The 18,434-nt window shown below is 67.4% G+C and carries 13 protein-coding genes; 2 read left to right on the forward strand and 11 right to left on the reverse strand.

What is annotated here, in order from left to right; translation table 11 throughout:
* Positions 1-199 precede the first annotated feature (199 nt).
* From AC07XB_RS05390 to AC07XB_RS05435, 10 genes are all read right to left on the reverse strand, one after another.
* Positions 200-811, reverse strand: coding sequence for a methyltransferase domain-containing protein (locus AC07XB_RS05390; protein ID WP_492826607.1), 612 nt, complete (start codon positions 809-811; stop codon positions 200-202).
* A 901-nt stretch (positions 812-1,712) separates the two neighbouring features.
* A complete protein-coding gene (locus AC07XB_RS05395; RefSeq protein WP_492826605.1) occupies positions 1,713-3,299 on the reverse strand; it encodes an acyl-CoA synthetase in 1,587 nt (528 codons plus the stop codon).
* Positions 3,300-3,371: 72 nt separating this feature from the next.
* Complete coding sequence (locus AC07XB_RS05400) at positions 3,372-4,157, reverse strand: enoyl-CoA hydratase/isomerase family protein (protein ID WP_492375246.1); 786 nt, start codon at positions 4,155-4,157, stop codon at positions 3,372-3,374.
* 85 nt (positions 4,158-4,242) lie between these two features.
* Positions 4,243-6,243: an acetyl-CoA carboxylase biotin carboxylase subunit gene (locus AC07XB_RS05405; RefSeq protein ID WP_492826603.1), complete on the reverse strand. Its 2,001-nt coding sequence runs from the start codon at positions 6,241-6,243 to the stop codon at positions 4,243-4,245.
* A gap of 39 nt (positions 6,244-6,282) precedes the next feature.
* On the reverse strand, positions 6,283-7,437 hold the full coding sequence (locus tag AC07XB_RS05410; RefSeq protein ID WP_492826601.1) for an acyl-CoA dehydrogenase family protein: 1,155 nt from the start codon (positions 7,435-7,437) through the stop codon (positions 6,283-6,285).
* Positions 7,438-7,492: 55 nt separating this feature from the next.
* Entirely contained in the window at positions 7,493-9,115 is a 1,623-nt protein-coding gene (locus AC07XB_RS05415; RefSeq protein ID WP_492375249.1) for an acyl-CoA carboxylase subunit beta, read from the reverse strand.
* A 155-nt stretch (positions 9,116-9,270) separates the two neighbouring features.
* The gene (locus tag AC07XB_RS05420) at positions 9,271-10,173 is read right to left on the reverse strand and encodes a phosphatidylglycerol lysyltransferase domain-containing protein (protein ID WP_492807429.1); all 903 of its coding nucleotides are present in this window, start codon (positions 10,171-10,173) and stop codon (positions 9,271-9,273) included.
* Positions 10,170-10,982, reverse strand: a complete 813-nt coding sequence (locus tag AC07XB_RS05425) for a TIGR03084 family metal-binding protein (protein WP_492826599.1) — start codon at positions 10,980-10,982, stop codon at positions 10,170-10,172. Before AC07XB_RS05425 ends, AC07XB_RS05420 begins: the two co-directional genes overlap by 4 nt.
* Positions 10,983-11,090: 108 nt before the next feature.
* The gene (locus AC07XB_RS05430) at positions 11,091-11,861 is read right to left on the reverse strand and encodes an AraC family transcriptional regulator (RefSeq protein ID WP_492375252.1); all 771 of its coding nucleotides are present in this window, start codon (positions 11,859-11,861) and stop codon (positions 11,091-11,093) included.
* A gap of 282 nt (positions 11,862-12,143) precedes the next feature.
* On the reverse strand, positions 12,144-13,976 hold the full coding sequence (locus tag AC07XB_RS05435) for an acyclic terpene utilization AtuA family protein (protein ID WP_492826597.1): 1,833 nt from the start codon (positions 13,974-13,976) through the stop codon (positions 12,144-12,146).
* Positions 13,977-14,253: 277 nt separating this feature from the next.
* On the opposite strand from AC07XB_RS05435, the gene AC07XB_RS05440 reads away from it, so the two are divergent.
* The gene (locus AC07XB_RS05440) at positions 14,254-15,822 is read left to right on the forward strand and encodes a fatty acid--CoA ligase (protein ID WP_492375254.1); all 1,569 of its coding nucleotides are present in this window, start codon (positions 14,254-14,256) and stop codon (positions 15,820-15,822) included.
* 162 nt (positions 15,823-15,984) lie between these two features.
* Here AC07XB_RS05440 and AC07XB_RS05445 read toward each other — a convergent pair whose 3' ends face one another.
* Positions 15,985-16,953, reverse strand: coding sequence for a DNA-binding protein (locus AC07XB_RS05445; protein ID WP_492807423.1), 969 nt, complete (start codon positions 16,951-16,953; stop codon positions 15,985-15,987).
* A 122-nt stretch (positions 16,954-17,075) separates the two neighbouring features.
* Here AC07XB_RS05445 and AC07XB_RS05450 point away from each other — a divergent pair, with 122 nt between their 5' ends.
* Positions 17,076-18,236 carry a site-specific integrase gene (locus AC07XB_RS05450; protein WP_492826595.1) on the forward strand — a complete coding sequence of 387 codons (1,161 nt, stop codon included), beginning with the start codon at positions 17,076-17,078 and terminating at the stop codon, positions 18,234-18,236.
* Positions 18,237-18,434: the final 198 nt, after the last annotated feature.

An 18,434-nucleotide genomic window follows, 5' to 3' on the forward strand; every position in this document is an offset into this window, starting at 1 on the left:
CGGGCGGCAAGGGGCCGATCTCGGAATTGGGTGGGTCAAGCGCGCCCGATGGCACCGGGTGCGACGCGTGCCGTCTTGCGGCTGCTGTGACTGGTGCCACCGTAACAAAACTACCGGTGTGGCTCTTGTGTGGACTGGCTGTATATGGATTGGGGATTACCCATGGATAGCGCGGCTGGCGCTGTGCGCCGCCAGGGGATCAGCGGCGCACCAGCACCACCGCAAGCTCGAATGCGCCGCTCGGATGCGTGACAGCGCCGAACGGCGGCTTGGGCCATTCCCATTGCTGGGCGGGGAACAGCGCGCGCATGGCGTTGATGTCGCAGTGATACGGCGGCCCTTCCACCACGCCCTGGCCAGCGCTGTCGCGGCGCATCTGCATGACCAGCGCTAGCAGGCGTCCGCCGGGACGCAGCCAGGCATGAAGCTGAGCGGCGTAACGGGTCCAGTGGTCGGGATGCAGCGCGCACAGGCAGGTCTGCTCATAGATGGCATCCACCGGCGTGGCCGGCTGCCAATGCAACACGTCCGCCTGTTCCAGGTCCGCTTGCAGTCCGCTGCGCTCCAGCCGGGCAAGCGTGCGGGCCAGCGCCCCGGGCGCGTAGTCGATACCGCTGACCCGCGCGCCATGCGCGGCCAGCGCGGCGACTTCCCAGCCACCGCCACAGCCGGGCACGACCACACGTTCCCCGGCCTGGATGACGCCTTGCGCCAGCCAGGCTTGGAGTTGCGGGCTGGCGGATTCGCGTTCCCAAGGGGTTTGCCCGGATTCGAAGCGGGTTTGCCAGAAATTGATGGTTGGTCCTGCCATTGAAGGCTCCTCTTGTTTTTTGGAATTTCCGGTCTGTTGTTTCTTTTGCTGATTCTTTTGGCGGCGTTGGTTTTTGTACCCAAGGGCCATACGACATCCCCCTGCGGGGGCTGCCGGTCACTCTTCTTTGCGTCGGCAAAGAAGACTAACGAGAAGAAAGCCGACCCTGCCGGGAGCAGAGCAATCAGGCTTATGTGGGGCTGTGGTTGCGTCGTACGGCCCGGAGTGTTGGCTGGCCTTTGCCATACCGGTTTGGAGGTCATCTCTACGGAATGACCCTATGGTCACGTGGTGGTGCCCCTGATCGCTTTGCTCGGTGCGCGTTCGGGCATCTGCCGTTCGCGGTGCGCAGCGCCACGATCCTGCCTGCCTTGGTGGTTTCGTGGTTTTGTCTCTGACGGCGGGCGCCCTGCCATTTGATGCCCTGCCGTACCGGTGCGAGGGGTACCTTGCTACCAACTCCCCTGGTTTCGTGGTGGGCACCGTGGCCCGTGCGCGAGGGCCGTGCTCACACCCACGACGCTTGTCCTCCGAGACAAAACCACGAAACCAGCCACACCCGAAACGGCGCAGCCCCTCGCCCCGCGAACGGCAGATGTGGGAACGGGCACCGCAAGCGAGGTCAGGGGCTGCACCACGTAACCAATGGGTCATGCAAGTATGATGTCCTTCGGGTCGGTAGGATTCGCTAGCCAACACTCCGGGCCGTACGACGAAACCACCGCCCCACATAAGCCTGATTGCTCTGCTCCCGGCAGGGTCGGCTTTCTTCTCGTTAGTCTTCTTTGCCGACGCAAAGAAGAGTGACCGGCAGCCCCCGCAGGGGGATGTCGTATGGCTGTTGGGTCCAATAACCAACGCCGCTCAAATAAAGAGCGATCCCCGACATGCCCCACAACCCCTACCCCCTACCCCCTACCCCCTCCCCCATCTCCCTCAACCTAACCTTCAACACCTTCCCCGTAGGATTGCGCGGCAACGCCGCCACCACCCGCAACGCCCGCGGCAGCTTGTACCGCGCCAGCCGCGGCTCCGCAAACGCCTGCAGGGCTTCCAGCGTCAGGCTGGCGCCCGGCTTGAGCGCCACCACGGCAACCACATGCTCGCCCCAGCGCTCGTCGGGCGCGCCGATCACGGCGACTTCGGCAATGGCCGGGTGCTCGTACAGCACGCTTTCGACTTCGGCCGGGTAGACGTTCTCACCGCCGGTGATCACCATGTCCTTCAGGCGGTCGCAGACGTAGTGGAAGCCTTCTTCGTCGACATAGCCGACGTCGCCGGTGCGGAACCAGCCGCCTTCGTAGAACGCCGCGGCGGTGGCTTCCGGGCGGTTCCAGTAGCCCTTCATGATGTTGCCGCCACGCGCGCAGATCTCGCCGCGGGCCTGCGGCTCGGTCAGTGGCTTGCCGTCGAAGTCGCGGATGCAGACTTCGGTCATCATGGCCGGCGTGCCACAGGAGCCGAGCTTGTCCTGCGCGCGCTCCGGGGCCAGGAAGGTCGTCGCGGCGGCGGTCTCGGTCAGGCCGTAGCCCTGGTTGACCGGAATGCCGCGCCCGGCGAACAGGCGCAGCAGCGGCTCGGGCATGGGGGCGCCGCCGACCGAAATGGTCCGCAGGCTGGACAGGTCCGCCCGCGCGAAATCCGGGTGCTGGCTGACGAACAGCAGCATGGCGGGCACCGCGAAGCTGACCGTCACGCGGTGCTCGGCCACCGCCTGCATGACGGCTGCGGGGTCGAAGCTGCGCTGCAGCACGAGATGGCCGCCCGCCATCAGGATGGGCAAGCTCACGCAGCACATGCCGCCAACATGGAACAGGGGCGCGAAATTGAGCGCGACGTCGGTGCTGGCGAGGTCGCTCAGCATCATCACGTTCAGGTTGTTGGCCCAGAAGTTGCCATGCGTGAGCATGGCGCCCTTGGGGTGTCCGGTGGTGCCCGAGGTGTACATGATCGCGGCCACATCATCCGGATCGGTGGGCACGAGCGGCAGCACGGCATCGGCTTGCGCCATCCGCGACGACAAACCTTCCCAGCCCGGCGCGTCGGCGCGGCGCAGGTAGCGCTGGCATTCCAGCGTCGGGCGCGCTTCATCGATCAGGCCGGCGTAGTCCTCATCGGCAAACAGCGTATGCACGCCCGCATCGTTGAGGATAAAGGCCAGCTCCGGCCCGGTGAGCCGGAAATTGAGCGGCACGAAGATGGCGCCCAGCCAGGCGCAGGCGAACTGCGTCACCAGGAACAGCGGGTCGTTCAGGCCCAGGTAGCCCACGCGCTGGCCGCGTCCGACGCCGCCCGCCGCCAGCACGGCCGCCACCTTCTGGGCGTCGGCCACCAGCTCGGCATAGGTCCAGGTCTGCCCGGCGCAGGTCAGCGCGGGGCTGCGGGGGCTGCGCGCAGCGCGGCGGTGCAGCCATTGCGCCATGCCGAGCGCCAGGAAGGCGGCGCTGTCCGCTTGGGTGGACGATGTTGTCGACGATGCATTGTTCATAGGCTGCTTCCTTGTTCAGTCGTTGCAGACACCGCCAGCGCGCCCTGCCCGGCGCGCGCCTCGCCGGTTGTTTTACCTGCCGGTCCAGACCGGCTTGCGCTTTTCGTTGAAGGCGGCCAGGCCTTCGCGCGCGTCTTCGGTCATCGCCAGCAGCGCGATCTGGCTTTCGGTATAGGCGATGCCTTCGGGAAAGCTCATCGACGCCATGGCTTGCATGGCGTACTTGCCGCGCCGGATCGCGGTGGGCGACTTGTCGGCCACGCGGGCGACCAGCCATTCGGTGCGCGCGTCCAGCTCGCCCGGCGCGGCCAGGTGGTTGACCAGCCCGGCGGCCTTGGCCTCGGCGGCGGAAAACGGCTCGCCGCTGATGCACCACTCGCGCACCAGCCGGGGCGGCGCCAGCGTTTGCAGCAGACTCAGCACTTGCATCGGGAACACGCCCACCTTGACCTCCGGCAGGCCAAACAAGGCGTTCTCGGCGGCCACCGCCATATCGGTCATGCACAGCAAGCCCATGCCGCCGGCCATGCAGGTGCCGTTGATCCGCGCAATGCTGGGCAGCGTGGCTTGCTGGGATTCGCGCAGCATGTCGGCGTAGTCCACATTAGGCTGCGAGAGGTCGAAGGCAAAGCCCTTGCCTGGCTGCAGGTCGCCACCGGCGCAGAAGGCCTTGTCGCCGGCGCCGGTCAGCACGATGGCGCGGATGGCGGGGTCTGCATGCGCAGCGCGGTAGCCCGCCCGGATGCCGGCCACGACTTCCTTGTTGATGGCGTTGCGCTTGTCGGGCCGGTTGATGGTGATCCAGAACGCGGCGCCGCGTTTTTCATGGAGGACGGCTGGGGTTTCCGATTCGCTCATGGTGCTCCGCTGGTTAGTCTGTCTCTATGGGTTGGGAAGCGGTCTGATGGGTGCCGTGGCAACAGGCTCAGGCCACTCGGAGGGCTCAGGCGGCAGCCTTGACCGGCTCCGCCGGCGGCGCCTCGAACTCGATCTCCGCGATCACGCGCATGGCGGCGGCCTGATCGCCAACCTGTACGTGCACGGCGCCAACCCGGCCGGCGGCCGGGGCCACGTGGATGTGCTCCATCTTCATGGCTTCCAGCGTGACCATGGGCTGGCCCGCCTCGACCTGGTCGCCGATGGCCACCATCACGTTGACCACGCGGCCATTCATCGAGGCGCGCAGCTTGCCGTCCCCGGCAGCCTCGCCAGCCCTGGCGGCAGCGGCCCGGGTGTGGTCCTCGATGCGCAGCGGCGTGCCCTGGTAGTGCAGCAGCAGCGTGCTGGCGTCGCGATGGAAGGTAGCGCTCTCGACCAGGCCATCGCAGCTGAAACGTACCGAATGCGCGCTTAGCGCGATGGTCTCGAAGGCAAAGCGCGCCTCGCCCATGGCAACCGCGAAGCGATTGCCTCCGCCATATGCCAGGCTGGCCTGATGCTCCGCCCCGTTGACCCGGTAGCGCAGGCCGATGGGCAGCGTGGGGGCCAGGCTCGCGGCTGGCTCGCCCGGCTGGCGCTCCGGCGAGGTTTCATACAGGAGCAGCGCCGCCAGCGCGGCGGCCCGCTGGCGTAGTGCCGCATCGGGTTGCAGCAGCGCGTCCTGGTGCTGGCCGATGAAGGCGGTGGTGGCCTCTCCCGCGGCAAAGGCGGGATGGGCGAGGCAGCGGCCAAGGAACACCTGGTTGGTGGTCACGCCAAGCGCCACCAGGTCCGCCAGGCCTTGCGACAGCTTGCGCCGCGCTTCGTCGCGTGTACCACCGCAGCTGATGAGCTTGGCGATCATGGAGTCGTAGTACGGCGGGATTGTGGCGCCACTGCCCAGCGCGTGCTCCACGCGCAAGGCGCACGGGGCCTGCCACAGTGCAATCTCGCCGCTTTGCGGCATAAAGCCTTGATCGGCGTCTTCGGCGCACAGCCGCACTTCGATGGCGTGGCCGGAAAAGCGTACGTCTTCCTGCTTGAGCGGCAACGGCTCGCCTGCGGCAATCCGCAGTTGCAGCGCCACCAGGTCCAGGCCGGTGATGGCCTCGGTCACGGGGTGCTCCACCTGCAGCCGCGTGTTCATCTCCATGAAGTAATAGTTGCCGTCGCGATCGAGCAGGAACTCCAGCGTGCCCGCGCCTTCGTAGCCGATCGCCTTGACGGCGGCCACGGCGGTAGCGCCCATGCGGGCCCGCAGCTCGGCGCTCACCGCGGGCGATGGCGCCTCTTCGATCAGCTTCTGGTGGCGCCGCTGCACCGAGCAATCGCGCTCGCCCAGGTGGATGGCGTTGCCATAGCGGTCCGCCAGGATCTGGATCTCGATATGGCGCGGTTCCACCACGGCCCGCTCCAGGATCACCTCGGGGTCGCCGAAGGCGCCCTGCGCTTCCGAGCGCGCGCTGCGCAGCAGCTCGGGAAAGGCCCGCGCGTGCGGCACCAGCCGCATGCCCCGCCCGCCCCCGCCTGCCGTGGCCTTGATCATGACCGGGAAGCCGATGCGCTCGGCCTCGGCGCACAGGCGCGCCTCGTCCTGGTCCTCGCCCTGGTAGCCCGGGATGCACGGCACGTCCGCGGCCATCATCAGCCGCTTGGCGCCGGCCTTGTTGCCCATGGCCACGATGGACTCGGCCGACGGGCCGATGAATACCAGCCCCGCTTCGCGGCAGGCGCGGGCAAAAGCGGCATTCTCCGCCAGGAAGCCGTAGCCGGGATGCACGGCATCGGCGCCGCAACGCCGCGCTGCCTCGATGATGGCGTCGATGCGCAGGTAGGACTGCGCCGGTTGCGCCTCGCCGATATACACCGCCTGGCCGGCTTCCTGGACATGGCGCGCGCCGGCATCGGCGCTGGAGTAGACCGCCACCGTGCGGTAGCCCAGCGCGGTGGCGCTGCGCATCACGCGCAAGGCGATTTCGCCCCGGTTGGCGATCAGGATCTTTTGGAATGGCGTGGGCTGCTTCATGGTGGCCTGGTCTGCTCTCTTGTCTTTAGCTTTGAACGCTTACTTCGACTGGGGGAAGGTGCCCATGAACTTGCACAGGATCTGCATCATGACTTCGTCGGCGCCGCCGCCGATGGAGGTGAGCCGCCCGTCCCGGAAAATGCGCGAGATCGGGCTCTCCAGCACGTAGCCCATGCCGCCCCAGAACTGCAGGCAGCGGTCCGCCACCTCACGCGACAGCCGGCCGGCCTTGAGCTTGGCCATGGTGGCCAGGCGGGTGGCATCCTCGCCGCGCACCATCATCTCCACGGCGCGCCAGCACAGGGCGTGCAGCGCTTCGACCTCGGTCTGCAGCTCGGCCAAGGTGTAGTGCACCCACTGGTTGTCCAGGATGGAGCGGCCAAATGCCTTGCGCTCGCTGGTGTACTCGATGGTGAGATCGATCGCCTTGGCGCATCGGCTGGCGGAGCTGAGCGCGCCCCACAGGCGCTCTACCTGGAACTGTTCCATCTGGTAGGTAAAGCCCATGCCTTCCTCGCCGATGCGATAGCGCTGCGGCACCCGCACGTCGTCGAAGTACAGCTGCGCGGTATCGGACGAGTCCATGCCGATCTTGCGGATCTTCTTGGCCACTGAAACGCCGCGGGTCTTCATTGGCACCACGATCAGCGTCTTGTTGCGGTGCGGCGCTCCGTCCGACGTATTGGCCAGCACGCAGCAGAAGTCTGCCTGGGTGCCATTGGTGGTCCACATCTTGCCGCCGTTGATGATGTAGTCGTCGCCGTCGCGCCTTGCAGTGGTCTTGATCGAGGCCACGTCGGAGCCGCTGCCCACCTCCGAGACGCCCAGGCAGGCCACGTACTCGCCGCGGATCGCGGGCGCCAGGAATTCGCGGCGCAGCTCCGCGCTGCCGTGGTGGGCCAGGGCCGGGGTAGCCATGTCGGTCTGCACCCCGATGGCCATGGGCACGCCGCCGCAGTTGATGTCGGAGAGCGTTTCCGCCAGCACCGCGCTGTAGGAGTAATCGAGCCCCATGCCGCCATCCTCTTCCGGCTTGGACAGGCCCAGCAGGCCCAGATCGCCCATCTTGCGGAAGACGTCATGCGCGGGGAAGATCTCGGCCTCTTCCCAGGCGTCCACGTGCGGATTGATCTGCTCGGCGATAAATCGCTTGATGGTGGCGCGCAGCGCCTCGTGTTCGGGTGTCAGTAGCATGTCGCTGGTCTCCGTTCGTTCTTTTGCATGTCTGTTCTGGCTGAGTCGCTGGTCGTCAGGGCCGCGCAACCCCGAATTGCATGGCTTGCGGCGTCCTGGCATCACCCTCGCGGCAGACCGCCAGCACATTGGCCAGCACCGCGCGCGTATTGCGCGGGTCGATCACGCCGTCGTCCAGCACGTGGGCGCTGGTGACAAACACGCTCATCTGGCGGTCGAAACGCTCGACGATGCCTTTCTGCAGTGCTTCCAGCTGGTCGGCATCGGCCTGCCCGCCTTTGCGCTTCATGGCGGCCTCGGTCACGATGGCCATGGTGCGCGCGGCCTGCTCGCCGCCCATCACGGCGGTCTTGGCATTGGGCCAGGAGAAGCAGAAACGCGGGTGGAAGCCGCGCCCGCACATGCCGTAGTTGCCCGCGCCGAACGACGCGCCGCAATAGATCGTGATCTGCGGCACGGTGGCGTTGCTCACCGCCTGGATCATCTTGGAGCCGTGCTTGATGATGCCGGCTTCCTCATAGCTGCGGCCCACCATGAAGCCGGTGGTGTTGTTCAGGTAGAGGATGGGCGTGCGCGACTGGCAGCAGGCCTGGATAAAGTGCGTGGCCTTGGTCGCGCCGGCCGGATCGATCGGGCCGTTGTTGGTGATGATGCCCAGCGGCCAGCCCTCGATCTTGATATGGCCGCATACGGTGGCGCCGCCGTAGTTCTCGCCGAACTCCAGGAAGTCGGAATCGTCGGCAATGCGCGCGATCACCTCCTTCATGTCGACCGGCCGCTTATGGTCCATCGGCATCACGCCGAGCAGCTCCTCGGCATCAAAGCGCGGCGGCTTGTAGCTGCGCGGCGCGGCGGCGGGCTGGTCGCGGTGCCAGTCGATCTTGCCCAGGATCTCGCGGGCGATGCGCAGCGCATCGCGGTCGTCCTCGGCCAGGTAGTCGCCCAGGCCGGAGACCGAGGTATGCATCACGGCGCCACCGAGCTCCTCCTCGGTGGCCACTTCGCCCGTCGCTGCCATCAACAGCGGCGGGCCTGCCAGGAAGGCGCGCGAGCGGCCGCGCACCATGATGATGTAGTCCGACAAGCCGGTCTGGTAAGCCCCACCCGCCGTGGACGAGCCATGCGTCACCGTCACCACCGGCAGCCCGGCGGCCGACAGGCGCGCCAGGTTGCGGAACAGGTTGCCGCCCCGCACGAAATCCTCGACCTTGTAGGTCATCAGGTTGGCGCCGGCACTCTCCACCAGCTGCACATAGGGCAGCTTGTTCTCGAGCGCGATCTCCTGCACCCGCAGCTGCTTGTCCAGCCCCTTGGGTTGCAAGGCGCCGGCGTTGATGCCTGAGTCCGAGGCGCTGATCATGCAGCGCAGGCCCGACACAAAGCCGATGCCCGCGATCAGGCCGCCGCCGGGCACGCTCTTGTCCAGGTCGGGGTTGTCCAGCCCCAGCCCGGCCAGCGACGACAATTCGATAAACGGTGCGCCCGGGTCCAGCAGCAATGCCAGCCGGTCGCGCGGAAGCAACTGCCCGCGCTTCTCGAAGCGCTCGCGCGAGGCGGCGGACAAACTGGCGGCGCGCTGCTCGAAGGCGCGGATACGCTCCAGCAGTGCCAGCATGCCGGCGCGGTTGGCCTGGAATGCTTCACTGCCGGCGGAGAGTCTGGATTCGATATTTGCCATGTGGGTTCACTGTTCAGGGGCGGTGCGCCGGTGTGAAGCCATGGTAGGGGTGGGAGCCGGCAGGGTCTTGCGAGAACTGGCTGTGCTGCTTCGCGCCGTTCTGCCTTTGCGTCGATCTGCCTTTGTGCCTTTGTGTGACAGATGCCGGAAGTACGTCAACTCACCCGCAATTGCACCCTGAACTTCGGCAGCAACGCGCTCGGCGCATAGGAGAGCTTGGTCTGACGGAAGTTGTCCAGCCCCATGTCCTGTTCGAAATTCAGCCACGCTACCGGGCGTGGATACGCCGTGCAGAAGTGGTGGAACATGTACTGGTAGATGCCCTTGCAGGCTGCCAGGCCTTTGGCGAAGCGCATGGCGAAGACCGTTGGGCGGATCTCCTGCGCCAGCACGAAACCCACGGGCTGCCCTGCTATCTCGTACAGGAAGCCTTCCAGGCCGAGTCGTTCGGCGTGTTGGAGGGCCTCGCCGCAGGGGGTGTCGTCGGCTTCGCCGTGCGCCTTGTGCTTGGCTTGCATCCAGCCTTCATGCACGGCCAGGGCCTGGTCGGCCAGCCCCGGGTGGTAGGCGCGCGCGGTGACGGCATGCGTGGCCAGCAGTTGCTTCATCAGGTTGCGCTTCTTGGCCAGCGTCGTGCCGCGATAGGCTGTGAAGTTGGCGGCGGGATAGAGATAGTCGGCGTCGGCGCGCGATGCCGTCCAGGTGAAGATGGCGGGGTCGAGCCGCGCGACCTGGGCCGTGGACAGCGGATAGAAGCAGGCGTGCTCGCGCAGCAGCGCCCGCAGCACGTCAACCGGTGCGGTTTCCAGCGCGAACAGCGGCAGCACGTGGCGCGCGCCGTCATAGGTCACACCGCTGATATGCGGATGGTCGCCGCCGACATAGCGGTAGGCGTGCGCTTGCCGGAACAGGTACAGGTTGGCGAAGGCGTGCTCGGAGAGGCAGGTTTCGCCGGCGTCGGCGCTGAGCTTGCGCAGCGCTGCGTCGATCCCGGCGGCAAGCGCCGGGACCAGCGGCTCGCCGTGCGCGGCCTGAATGGGCGCTGCGGTGCCGTTCACCCTGCCGAAGCCGTGCGCAACACGCGCGTGCCGGCAGCCGGCCCGGTGGCGGGCGGCCCGGCGAAGCACTGGGCCTGCGCCAGCCATTGCCGGGCCGGCCCGGCGCTGTATTGCAGGCGGGTATCGTCCAGATGGCGGCGCTGCGTGACCAGCAGGCAGAAATCTTCCGCGCTGCCGCGCACGTAGTTGTTCTGCTGCGGTTCGTTCCAGGTCCACACGCTGCCATCGGGCGCGCTCAGCGCGATATAAGGCGCGGGCCCCGGCACCGGCTCACCGCGGTTGACGAAGGTCCAGCCGTAGGTGGTGGCGCCGATATGCGCGATGTGCTTGAGGCGGGCGGTGGGCGCGCGGGCCTGGCCCGCCGTATCCCAGATGTCCTGGCCATGGGCCCAGGTCTCCATCAGCCGCGCGGTGGCAAAGCTGCGGGCGCTCATGGGTGGACCGTACCAGGGCAGGCGGGCCTTGGGGTCGAGCGCGGCCAGCGTGCGCACCAGCTGCTCGTACAGTGGCTGCCAGTACGCCAGCAAGGCGGGGCCGTCCAGGTGGCCGTAGGTATCGCGCGCCACGGCGCTGATATGCCCGCCTCCTGCCATCAGCGCATTGAGCGCTTGCGCGTCGCGCAGGAAGGCTTGCGGGTCGGTGGCAGCCTGCAGCGCGGTCTGGTCGAAGTAGCACAGGTGGGCGATCTCGTCCCAGGCGCTCCAGTCATAGAAGGCGCTTGGCTCGCGCCATTGCGCGGGGGTGAGCGTGGCGCAAAGGGCGGCCAGCTCGCGGTACTCGTCCAGCAGGTCCTGGCAGGTTGCTTTCATGGGGCGTATCCGGCTGCCGTTGGCGGCAGGCTTGGCAAGGTTCGATGGCTTCGATTCTGGCGCGCGGCGCGCCATTGGTCTTGTGCAAAGTGATCGCCGCCTGGCCAGCTACGCGGGGCGATAGGCAGTCATTGGCGGCAGGCCATGCAGCGCGAGCTTGCGCGAGCCCGCGAAGATGTCGCGCGGCTTGAGACCGTACACGCGGCGGATGGAGTGGCTGAAGTGCGTGGAATCCGGATAGCCGGTATCCAGCGCGACCTCGGCCAGGTTGGCCTCCTGGGTGACGTAGTGCAGCAGGCTGCGGGCGCGCTTCCAGGTGCGGAACGTGCGGAACGGCGTGCCGACCTCCTCCTTGAACAGGTGCAGGAAGCGGGAAAACGACAAGTTGGCGTCGCGCGCATGGTCGCTGGCGGCGCTACGCCCGCCCGGGTCGGCCTTGATCTGACGCACCGCCGCATCGATGCGCCGATCGAGCGCACGCGGCGCCAGCGGCTCGCCCAGCAGCAGCGCATCGAGCAGCCCGGCGCCCAGCTCCGGCCGCCGCATGCCGCGCAACTGGGTGATCAGGTCGCGCGCATGCTGCGCCATCCGCGGGGCCGCCAGTGCGCCGCCCGGACCGCGCAGCGGCAGGGGCAAGCGGGACATATCGACGGTCTCGGGCTCGATCAGGAAGCCGCACAGGCTGCGGCTGTCGGAAGCGATGCGGTGCGCAGCGTAGGGCGGCACGAAGGCGATCTCGGCGGTTTCCCACTCGCCATCCGCCACGCTCAGGCGAAACGGCGCGTCCAGCGCCACATAAAGCAGGATGGCGCCGATCGAGCGCACCGACGGCGCGCCGAGCAGCCCAACGTAGAGCACGCGGTCGGGGTCGATCCACATGAAACTTCCGCTCGGGCGCCTGCATGGCAGGTCCGTGGCGTCCGGTGTGCATGGCAAAACTGGCTGCATCTGGGTCTCACTGTTCGCGGCGCCGCGCGTGGCTGATGTGGCTGATGTGGCTGACGGCTGGCGCCTGGTTCGGCAAGAACGCGCGGGCAGCCGCCCTGCGGCCTTGCGCGCCAGCGTCATGATGCCAGCGAAGGCGGCTGAAGAGGCGCCGGATGGGGGTTTATCCCGATGCCGCATGCCGTCGGCATCGGGATAGACCCCATCCGGCCTGGCTCAGGCGCCCAGTGCCCGCGCCAGCGCCGGCGGCACCCGCACCGGCATGGCCAGCAGGACCTGGCCCATCCCCTTGCCCAGCGGATCGTTGCGCAGCGACGCCATGCCGCCGCCGCCCAGCGCCTGCTCGCACAGGAAGTTGAAGGCGCCGATGCCGGGCAGGAAGTAACGCGTCACCCTGCCCTTGACGTTGTGCGCAAGGAACGCGGCCACCGCAGCCTCTGTCAACTGCGCTGCGATCAGCGGCAGGTAGGCGGCGTCGCGCGCGATGATGCCGATGTTGGAAAAATCGCCCTTGTCGCCACTACGCCCGTACGCCAGCCGGATCAGCGGCACATCGACCCAGTCTGCGGCAGGCTCGGTAGCGGCAGATGGCGTCGACGCGCGGGCTGGCTCGGCCGCCGGCACCGTGCCACTTGGCGCATCGCTTGCGCAGGCCATGGTCGCGGGCAGCGGCACCGGCTGCTCGTCAAGCCACACGGCGGGCTGGACCCGCGTTTTTGGCACCAGGAAGGGAAACTGCTTGATGGCCATGCTGACGGATGGCCGCCCGCCTACCCCGGTGGTGCCGGGCGACCATGAAGTGCCTGCCGGCGCAATCTCTCGCGCGAACATCTCCAGCGCGCGCTTGTCCGGATGCGTCACCGCCAGCCACATCACCGCCTCGAACAAGGCAGGTTGCGGCACATGCGGGCCAAAGGCCGCGGCGGTGCCCAGCACGTCCAGCCGGGTCTCGGTGAAATCCGGCTGCCCGGCCCGTGCCAGCATGCCGCGCGTGCGTGCCAGGAAGGCCTCGCCGCTGCGGCGCGCCTTGCGCACGGCATCGAAGCCCACGATGGTCAGTTGCGCCGAGCAGCGATAGCCGTCGGCATAGGTGGCCGAGACCTTGTAGCTGGCGCTAGGCGGGCGGCCCTTGGCGCCCTGGACTTCCACCAGGTCCGTCCCGGCCTGGCGCAGCGTGACGCCGGTGAAATCGCAGATCACGTCAGGCAGCAGGTAGGCGGCCGGATCGCCTATCTCGTATAGCATCTGCTCGCCGACGGTGGCCGGGCTGACCAGCCCGCCGGTGCCGGGCGGCTTGCCGACCAGGAAGGTGCCATCCGCCCGGCAGGTCACTACCGGGTAGCCGATATTGGCCCAGTCCGGTACCTGCTCCCAGTCGGTGTGCAGGCCGCCGGTGGCCTGGCAGCCGCACTCGATGATGTGCCCCGCCAGGCTGCCCGCGGACAGCAGGTCGTAGTCGGTGGGGCTCCAGTTGAACTCGTGCATCAGCACGCCCAGCGTCACCGCGCTGTCCACGCAGCGCCCGGTGATCACGATATCCGCGCCGGCATCCAGCGCGGCCCGGATCGGCATGGCACCCAGGTAGGCGTTGGCCGTCAGGATGCGGGCCGGCATCGCGGCGCCGCTTTGCATGTCGCGCGTGCCTGCCTCGCGCAGCGCGTCGAGCTGCGGCAGCAGGTCGTCGCCATCGACCACCGCCACCCGCACCGTCACGCCGAGCTCCTCGGCCAGCTTGCGCACCGCCGCCGCACAGGCCCGCGGATTCACGCCGCCGGCATTGCTCACGATGCGGATGCCCTTTTCCATGGCTGGCTTGAGCACCGAGCGCAGGGCCCCGGTGACAAAATCCAGCGCATAGCCAGCTTCCGGGTTCTTCAGCCGCGCCGCCGCCAGCAGCGACATGGTGAGCTCAGCCAGGTAGTCGAACACCAGGTAGTCGATGTCGCCCTTGTCCACCAGCTGGACCGGGCCGATTGCGCTGTCGCCCCAGAAACCGGAGGCGCCGCCTATCCGCACGTTTTCCTTGCCCTGCCGACTTTGCTTGTTCATGGACGCGCTTCCCCTTTCGCCTCAGTCATCGATTGCCGTTGTCATCGGCGAGTCATGGCTCGCCGGCCTTGCTGGCACGATAGCGAGTTGCGGGCATGACGTCTTGCGTCAATTGGCTTCGGCGCAGGGCGCCCTGGCGGATCCATATATGCAAAGTGCAAATCGTTATTTCCCAAAAAGAGACGCTGGCTTTATATTCGACCGCTTTCTTTCGGCCGTTCTTGCCGGCTTGCCTTGCCCGCCGGCGCCCCCCCACCCCCGCTGTTGGAGCATTGCCTTGAGCCACGTCCTTACCCTGGGCGACACCCTTTCCTGGCCCGCGCGCTACCTGCCACGCAAGACCGCGCTGGTCGCCGGCATGGGACCGAGCCGCCGCACCTGGACCTATGCGGAGCTGGACGCGCAGGTGAACCGCCACGCCCATGCGCTGCTGTCGATCGGCGTAGGCCATGGCGATGTGGTTGCGGCGTTCCTCTACAACACGCCAGCCTTTGTTTTCAGCATGCTGGCGGCGGCCCGGGTAGGCGCGATCTTTAATCCGATCAACTACCGGCTGGCCGCGCAGGAACTGGCCTTCATCCTGGAGGACGGCAAGGCCAGCGCCCTGCTGTTCGAGCAGGAAGGCTGCGCCGTGGTGGAAAAAGCCGCCGAGCTGGCCTCGGGCACAACACGCTGGATCTACGCGGACCCCGAGCCGGCACCGGCCTTTGCCACGCACCACCTGGCCACGCTGGCCGCGGGGCAGCCGCATGACGCGCCCGGCATCGCCGTGATTGAGAACGATCCCTGCATCCTGATGTACACCAGCGGCACCACCGGCCGCCCCAAGGGCGTGCTGCACACGCACCGCAGCAAGCTCGCGCACAACGCCATGATGCATCAGGCCATGACGCTGTCGCGCGAGGACGTGGGCTTGTCGATTGCGCCGCTGAACCACACGGCGGAGCTGCACACCAGCTTCCTGCCGCGCCTGCAACTGGGCGCCACGCAGGTGCTGCAGCGGCGCTTCGATGCCGGCGAGGCCTGGCAACTGGTCGAGGCCGAGAAAGTCACGCACTTCTTCGCCGCGCCGACCATGGTCGGCATGCTGCTCAACCACCCGGACGCCCACGCGCGCGATGTGTCGTCGCTGCGGCTGGTGGAGTACGGCGGCGCATCGATGGCGCCGCACCTGATCCGCGAGTGGGACCGCGTGGTTGGCGCGGGCTTGGTGCAGGTGTATGGCACCACCGAGATGGGGCCCTGCATGTCCGTGCTGTATCCGCATGAGCAGCTCAGCCACGCCGGCTCGGCCGGCCTGCCCTCGCTCAATCACGACCTGGTGGTTGCAGTGCTGCGCGAGGACGACGCCCCGACCGATCCGGCCCAGCCTTGCGCACCCGGAGAAGTCGGCGAGATCCTGGTGCGCGGCCCGTGCATGATGGCCGGCTACCTGAACCGCCCGGATGCCAATGCGCGCGCCCTGGCCCACGGCTGGTACCACACCGGCGACCTCGGCAGCCTGGACGAGGACGGCTACCTGTGGGTGCGCGATCGCATCGACTACATGATCAATTCGGGCGCCGAGAACGTGTATCCGCGGGAAGTCGAGGATGCGCTGATCGAGCACGCTGCCGTGCTGGAAGTGGCGGTCATCGGCGAGGCGGATGCTACCTGGGGGCAGGTTGTCGGCGCCTATGTGGTGGTCAAGCCCGGGGCACAAGCTACCGCGGCATTGCTCGACGGCTTCCTGGTGCATGGCGACCGCCTGGCTGCCTACAAGCGGCCGCGCCGGTATCACTTTGTCGATGCGCTGCCGAAGACCACGAGCGGGAAAATCCAGAAGCACTTGCTAAGGGGGACATAAAGGAGTCGGGTCATGGAAATGCATGAAGATCAATGGCTTATCGGCATGTCCAAATGTCAGGTGTTAGGTGTTCCGGTGTGGAAACATTCCGGAGATTTCCAATAAATTCAACCGGTTGCGCCCTACTGTCAATGCTAGATCTAGCATCAGGATAGACCCTCCTCACACCTTGAATCTCGGTGGCCGGGCGGGCCTGATCGGGCGACTCTTTCGTATTGGCGGGCGTGCTGCCCGCGCGATATCCGCGTCCGGCTCTCCCCGGTTTTCCAATTGCTGCCGGTACTCGGCCAGCAAGCCATCCTGCTGCCGGACCCGCTCATCCAGCACAGCCACGGCATTCCCTACCTTTGCCAGTTCCTCGGCCTGCCGCCCCGCGGCTTCGGCCGCGTCGGCCAGTTTTTGCTGGGCCGCCTTGCGCTCGTTGTCCAACTGACGCTGCCCTTCGCGCAGCGCTACCCGCGCGCCGTCCAGTTCCAGCGCCATGCGCCGCTCATTGGCGCCAAATCGATCCGCCATGGTTTCGCGCTCCTTGTCCCAGGCGGCGCGCTGGCTAGCGGTATCGCGCAGCAGCGCGTCCTTCTCTTGCTGCGCGCGTCCCAGCGCGGCACGCATGGCGTCGTTCTCCGCTTGCTGCGCCACCAGTTGCGCCTCGGCGCGGGCGGCGCGTTCGCTGGCTTCATCGCGGGCGCGCGCCAGTTCGGCCAGGGCGTTGTCGGCGGCGTCCAGTTTTGCCATCAGGATGGCGCGCTCCTGCGCCAGCGCGGCCTGCTCCGCCTCGACGGCTGCCCTCGCCAGCGCCAGTTCCGATTCTCGCGTGGCATAGCTCGCCGACACGGTGGCCCGGGCCTCGGCTTGTGCCGCATCCCATAGATAGCGTGCGGCCTGGTTCACTGGCTCAGGCAGGTTCGCTGGCGCCGCAAACGCCTGCGGGTCCTGCAAACGGGCGCCCAGCCCGGCGAACCAGGCATCCAGGTGCGGGCTGACGGTGTTTGGCGAGCCGCGCCCAAGATGCAGCCGGATCCGTTCGATGGTGGGGCGCTGGCCGGCCAGCAGCAAGGCATCGGCGGCTTGCCAGACATCTTGCTGGGTGATGGAACGGGAGCGCGTGGCGGGCAGATTGGCGTTTTGCATGGTCCGGGCAAGTTTTTTGGCGGCGTTGGATCTCGCCCCAAAGATAAGGCACGATAATGAATGGTTATCGCGCCTTATCTGGTGTTGGTGTATAATTTAATACAGCATACATCATATTTATTATGATTTCACAAGGGCCACTCTTATTCCTCGGTGACAAGGCCGAAAACTCGCCAAAGCACCCCGATTCCTCCAGCCTGAAGCTCGCTCATGCCGATTTTCCCGCGCCGCTGCGCCCGTCCGAACTCGACCCGCTTGGCCGCCAGGCCGCCGAAGCGCTGTACCGCGAGGGCGAATCCGCCAACACGGTGGCCAGCTATCGTTCCGCCCTACGGTATTGGGCAGGTTGGTTCGCGCTGCGCTACGGCCAGCCGATCGCCCTTCCCCTGCAGCCGGCGGTCATCATCCAGTTTGTCGTAGACCACGCCACGCGGACCACGCCCCAGGGCCCGGTCAGCGAATTGCCGCCGGCCATCGACGCGGCACTGGTCGCGCGTGGCCTCAAGGCGCGTACAGGCCCGCCGGCATTGGCCACGCTGATGCACCGGCTGGCCGTGATTGCCAAGGCGCATCGGCTGGAAAACCTGGATAACCCCTGTGCCGACGCGGCCGTGCGTGAGCTGGTGGCGCGCACGCGCCGGGCCTATGCCAAGCGCGGCGAGCGCCCGGCGCGCAAGGCGGCGCTGACGCGTGAGCCGTTATCCCGGCTACTGGAGACCTGCGACGATTCGCTGATCGGCCTGCGCGACCGTGCGCTGCTGCTGTTCGCCTGGTCCAGCGGTGGCCGGCGGCGCTCCGAGGTGGCGGGCGCCACCCTGGCCAACCTGCGGCGCCTCGCGCCGGGCGAGTTCGTCTATCAACTGGGCTGGTCCAAGACCAACCAGGCCGGAGCCGACCTGCCGGACAACGCCAAGCCGGTGATCGGCGCGGCGGGCGCGGCGCTGGAGGCCTGGCTAAAGGCGGCAGCGATTGGCGATGGCGCGATCTTCCGGCGCGTGCGCCGTGGCGGGCATGTGGGCGAAGCGCTGTCCGACGCCGCCGTGCGCAAGATCGTCAGGCAGCGTTGCGAGGCGGCCGGGCTGGAGGGAGATTTCTCGGCGCACTCGCTGCGCTCGGGCTTTGTGACCGAGGCCGCTTCGCGCCAGGTGCCGATGGCCGAGGCCATGGCCATGACGGGGCACACCAGCGTGGCGACGCTGGTGCGGTACTTCCGGGCGGCGGATGCGCGGCGCTCGGTGGCGGCTGACCTGATCGGCGTGCTGGACGAGGATGCCGAGCGGTGACAGCTGATGCCGCCTTCCACGTGTAGTTCTCCTTGATGCAAGGAGAACGTCTCAAATCTGATTCTATTGCCGAGAATGCAAGGGCGCCAGGATCATGGGAGAACGGTCGGCACCGCTGGACAAGCCGCCCTGGGACGGACAAGAATATGGGCCGGGTTGCGCACACGCCCACCAGATTCCAGATCGACAATCACGGCG

The sequence above is a fragment of the Cupriavidus sp. GW821-FHT02F09 genome (assembly GCF_059421605.1).